At 73.4% G+C, this 4348-nt stretch carries 5 protein-coding genes; 3 read left to right on the forward strand and 2 right to left on the reverse strand.

Features of this window, described 5'->3' with window-relative positions; genetic code table 11:
• Together AA75_RS31760 and AA75_RS31765 are read left to right on the forward strand one after the other, a co-directional pair.
• On the forward strand, window positions 1-599 hold a 599-nt coding region (locus AA75_RS31760; protein WP_033823791.1), incomplete at its 5' end, for a SigB/SigF/SigG family RNA polymerase sigma factor.
• 183 nt (window positions 600-782) lie between these two features.
• Window positions 783-1766, forward strand: a complete 984-nt coding sequence (locus AA75_RS31765) for an RNA polymerase sigma factor SigF (protein ID WP_033823792.1) — start codon at window positions 783-785, stop codon at window positions 1764-1766.
• Window positions 1767-1852: 86 nt separating this feature from the next.
• On the opposite strand, the gene AA75_RS31770 is transcribed toward AA75_RS31765, so the two are convergent.
• Window positions 1853-2743: a tyrosine-protein phosphatase gene (locus AA75_RS31770; protein ID WP_051813856.1), complete on the reverse strand. Its 891-nt coding sequence runs from the start codon at window positions 2741-2743 to the stop codon at window positions 1853-1855.
• A 207-nt stretch (window positions 2744-2950) separates the two neighbouring features.
• Window positions 2951-3157 (reverse strand): hypothetical protein, encoded by a 207-nt coding sequence (locus tag AA75_RS31775; RefSeq protein ID WP_033823793.1) that lies wholly within the window; start codon window positions 3155-3157, stop codon window positions 2951-2953.
• Between the two features lie 163 nt (window positions 3158-3320).
• On the opposite strand from AA75_RS31775, the gene AA75_RS31780 reads away from it, so the two are divergent.
• Entirely contained in the window at window positions 3321-4286 is a 966-nt protein-coding gene (locus AA75_RS31780) for an aldo/keto reductase (protein WP_033823794.1), read from the forward strand.
• Window positions 4287-4348 lie beyond the last annotated feature (62 nt).

Consider the following 4348-nt stretch of genomic DNA (forward strand, 5'->3'; position numbering starts at 1 on the left):
TGGAGGACATCGTCCAGGTCGGCACCATCGGCCTGATCAACGCGATCGACCGGTTCGACCCCGACCGCGGGGTGCAGTTCCCCACCTACGCGCTGCCCACCATCCTCGGCGAGATCAAGCGCTACTTCCGCGACAACGTCCGCACCATGCACGTCCCGCGCCGGCTCCAGGAGCTGTGGGTCCAGGTGAGCGGCGCGATGGAGGAGCTCACCGTGGTGCACGGCCGGGCCCCCAAGGTGCCGGAGATCGCCGCCAACCTGCGGATCCCCGAGGAGGACGTCCGGGCCTGTCTGGACGCTGGCCGCGCCTACAACGCGGCCTCGCTGGAGGCCGCCCAGGAGCACGAGGGCGGGCTGGCCCTGCTGGACCGGCTCGGCTACGAGGACTCGGCGCTGGCCGACGTCGAGCACCGCGACATGGTGCGGCACCTGCTGGTCCAGCTGCCGGAACGGGAACGCCGGATCATCATGCTGCGGTTCTTCGCCAACCTGACGCAGTCCCAGATCTCCACCGAGCTGGGGATGTCCCAGATGCACGTCTCCCGGCTGCTGGCCCGGATCCTGACCCGGCTGCGGACCGGGAACTCCTGGGAGGAGTGAGCCGGGTCGTGCGCCCGCGCCCGGACGTGGCCGCAGGATCGCACCGCGTTACCGCCAAGTGACATCTTGCGACATTCGGGTTTGCCGGGGACAGTGTGCCGGTATTGAGGTGGGGGACGAACTCATCCGGGAACCACTGTCTGGTGGTGCCCGTTGAACGGTCAGTCACGAGGGGGTGGGCGCGTGTCCGGAAAGCCGGCCAGTGCAGTCGTCGAGGCGGTCGCCGAGGAGATCCTTGAGCCTGCGGCGGTCGCCGTGGTGCCCGGCCAGGCGGCCGGGCCCGGTGACCGGTGCGCCACGGACGCGCCCGGCGGCGGTCCGGGCGGCACCGCCGGCCCCGACGGCCCGGGCGCCGAAGCGTCCGCCACGGCCGCGGCGGCGCCCGTCGAGCCCGCCGACCGCACCCTGGACACCCGGACGCTGTCCCGCTCGCTGTTCCGGCGGCTCGCGGCGCTGGAGGCCGGGAGCGACGAGCACACGTACGTCCGCGACACCCTGATCGAGCTGAACCTGCCGCTGGTCCGGTACGCCTCCGCGCGCTTCCGCAGCCGCAACGAGCCGATGGAGGACATCGTCCAGGTCGGCACCATCGGCCTGATCAAGGCGATCGACCGGTTCGACCCGGACCGCGGGGTGGAGTTCCCGACCTTCGCGATGCCCACCGTGGTCGGCGAGATCAAGCGCTTCTTCCGGGACACCAGCTGGTCGGTGCGGGTGCCGCGGCGCCTGCAGGAGCTGCGGCTGGCCCTCACCAAGGCGGGCGACGAGCTCGCCCAGAAGCTGGACCGCTCCCCCACCGTCCCCGAGCTCGCCGCCTTCCTCGGCGTCAGCGACGACGACGTGGTCGAGGGCCTCGCGGTCGGCAACGCGTACACCGCCAGCTCGCTGGACTCCAGCCCCGGCGAGGACGACAACGGCGAGGGCCCGCTCGCCGACCGGCTCGGCTACGAGGACCTGGCGCTGGAGGGCGTGGAGTACCGCGAGTCGCTGAAGCCGCTGCTGGCCAAACTCCCGCCCCGGGAGCGGCGGATCATCATGCTGCGCTTCTTCGGGAACCTCACCCAGTCCCAGATCGGCGAGGAGATCGGCATCTCCCAGATGCACGTCTCCCGGCTGCTGACCAAGACCCTGGCCCAGCTGCGGGACGGTCTGATCGCGGAGGCGTAGCGGCCCGCCGGGGCCCGTCCGCCGTCGCCGCCCGCGGTGCGGGTGCGCCGCGGGCGTGCCGTCGGGGTGCGGCGGGCCCGGGCGGCTCAGACCAGGAGGTTGGCGCGCAGGCCGTCGAGGACCTCGTCGTCGAGGCCGAGACCGTCCCGCCAGAACGCGTCGAAGGACGGCCAGCCGGCCTCGACCGCGGCGAAGGCGGTCTCCAGGTACGCCCGCTCGGCGCGGAAGACCGGCAGCAGCAGCGACGGATCCTTCATCAGGCCGCGGGTGTGGAAGCTGTCGACGATCATCTCGATCAGGGCGGCCGAGCGCTGGTTGGTGAGCAGGTAGTCGTCGAAGACGGTGTCGCGGTCGACGCCGAGGGCGGTGAGCACCAGCGCCGCCGCCCAGCCGGTGCGGTCCTTGCCCGCCGAGCAGTGGAACACCAGCGGCGGCCCGTCGGGCGCCGCGAGCAGCCGGATCACGCTCGCGAACCGGTCGCGGGCCACCGGGTCGGTGACGAACCAGCGGTAGAGGCCGGTCATCATCGCGGCGGCCTTGCCGTCGCCGAGCAGGGCGCGCTGCTTGTCGGCGTCGCGGTCGGCGAGCGCGTTGCGCAGCGCCACGTAGATGTCGAAGTCCGCGGCGAAGATCGGCAGGTGGTGCAGCGCGATGCCAGCCGGGTCCGCGGGCTCGACGACACCCGGGGAGTCGGAGAACTCGGCGGCCGCGAGAGCAGCGGCGGGCAGGCCGGGGAGCCGGTCGGGACCGGCCTCGCGGACCTCGACCAGACTGCGCAGGTCGACCACCCGGCGCAGTCCGTGGTCGGCGAGCACCGCCAGGTCCTCGTCGGTGAGCCGGCTGAGCGCGTCCGCGCGCAGCGCGACGCCGTGCCGCAGCACCCGGCCGTCCGCGGTCGGGTAGCCCCCGAGGTCGCGAGCGTTGACGGCGCCCGTCAGGCCGAGGCTGCGGGCGGTCTCGGTGGGCTGCTGCGTCACGGGCTGTCCTCCAGGGGCACGGGCGTACGAGAGTCGTAGGACCCGTTCAGTCTAGGGACATCACCGCCCCCGCCACCCCCGCGGGAGCGCGGTGCGCCACCGGGCAGACGGCCCGGGGAACGGTGCGGGTGCGCGGGCGCCGCGGTGTCCCCGGTCCGCCGGGCCCGGCGCCGCCGGGGTGAGGACGCAGGAGGAGTTCGGGACGGGTTACTTGACGGCGAGCCAGATCACACCGGCGACCACGACGAGCGCCAGCACGGCACCGACGATGATCATGCCGGTGCGGCCTGAACCGGCGTTGTTGTTGCTGCCGTAGGTGGTCACGGAGCCCGGGGCCTGCGGGGCCGGGGCCTCGTCGACGAACGCCCGGAACATCTGGGTGCTGCCGGCGGGGTCGTAGTCGTTGTCAGCCATGGGCAGGACTCTAGCCAATTCCGCGACCCGCCCGACACCCCGGACCCACGCGGACGTGCCCATCTCCACGGACCTCTCACCTCCTGCAACGGCCGTACGACAAGCTCGTGAACTCACCCGGGTCCGCGGAATCACCTCCGGTGGCGTGCGGTTGACTCGCGGTATGACCGAATCCCGGAGCGACACCCCACGTGTGACCCTCGGTACCTCCGACCTGGCCGTCTCGCCGCTGTCGCTCGGCGGCAACGTGTTCGGCTGGACCGCGGACGAGGCCCGGTCCTTCGCCGTGCTGGACGCCTACGCCGCCGCGGGCGGCAACTTCGTCGACACGGCCGACGTCTACTCGGCCTGGGTCCCCGGCAACACCGGCGGCGAGTCGGAGACCGTGATCGGCGACTGGCTGCGCAGCCGCGGCGACCGGGACGGGATCGTCATCGCCACCAAGGTCGGCTCGCATCCCGAGCTCGCCGGGCTGGGCGCCGCGACGATCAAGCGTGGCGCGGAGGAGTCGCTGCGCCGGCTGGGCATCGAGCGGATCGACCTCTTCTACACCCACCGGGACGACCCCGGCACGCCGGTCGAGGAGATCGTCACCGCGCTGGACGAGCTGGTGCGGGAGGGCAAGGTCCGCGAGATCGGCGCCTCCAACATCGGGCCCGACCGGCTGGCCGAGTCGCTGGAGTTCTCCGCGCGCGAGGGCCTGGCCGCGTACGTGGCGGTGCAGCCGCACTACAACCTGGTCTCCCGCGGAACCTACGAGGGCGCGCTGGCCGACGTGGTGACCCGGTACGGGCTCTCCGCCGTCCCCTACTACGCGCTGGCGTCCGGCTTCCTGACCGGCAAGTACCGGCCGGGCGGCGCGGAGGTCGCCAGCGCCCGGGCCCAGGGCGCCGCGCGCTACCTGGCGGAGCCGCGCGGCCCCCGGGTGCTGGCCGCGCTGGACCAGGTCGCCGACGCGCACCGGGTCGAGCCCGCGACGGTGGCGCTGGCCTGGCTGGCCTCCCGTCCGACGGTGGCCGCGCCGATCGCCAGCGCCCGTTCGGTCGAGCAGCTGCCGCCGCTGCTCGCGGCCGCCGCGCTGGTCCTCACCGAGCAGGAGCTGGAGCTGCTGGACGAGGCTTCGGCCTGACCGGGCGGACGCCCGGGGTACGGCAGGGGGTACGGCGGGGGGACGACGCGGGGGGGGGGGGG

Source organism: Kitasatospora sp. MBT63, assembly GCF_000710465.2.
Taxonomy (GTDB): domain Bacteria; phylum Actinomycetota; class Actinomycetes; order Streptomycetales; family Streptomycetaceae; genus Kitasatospora.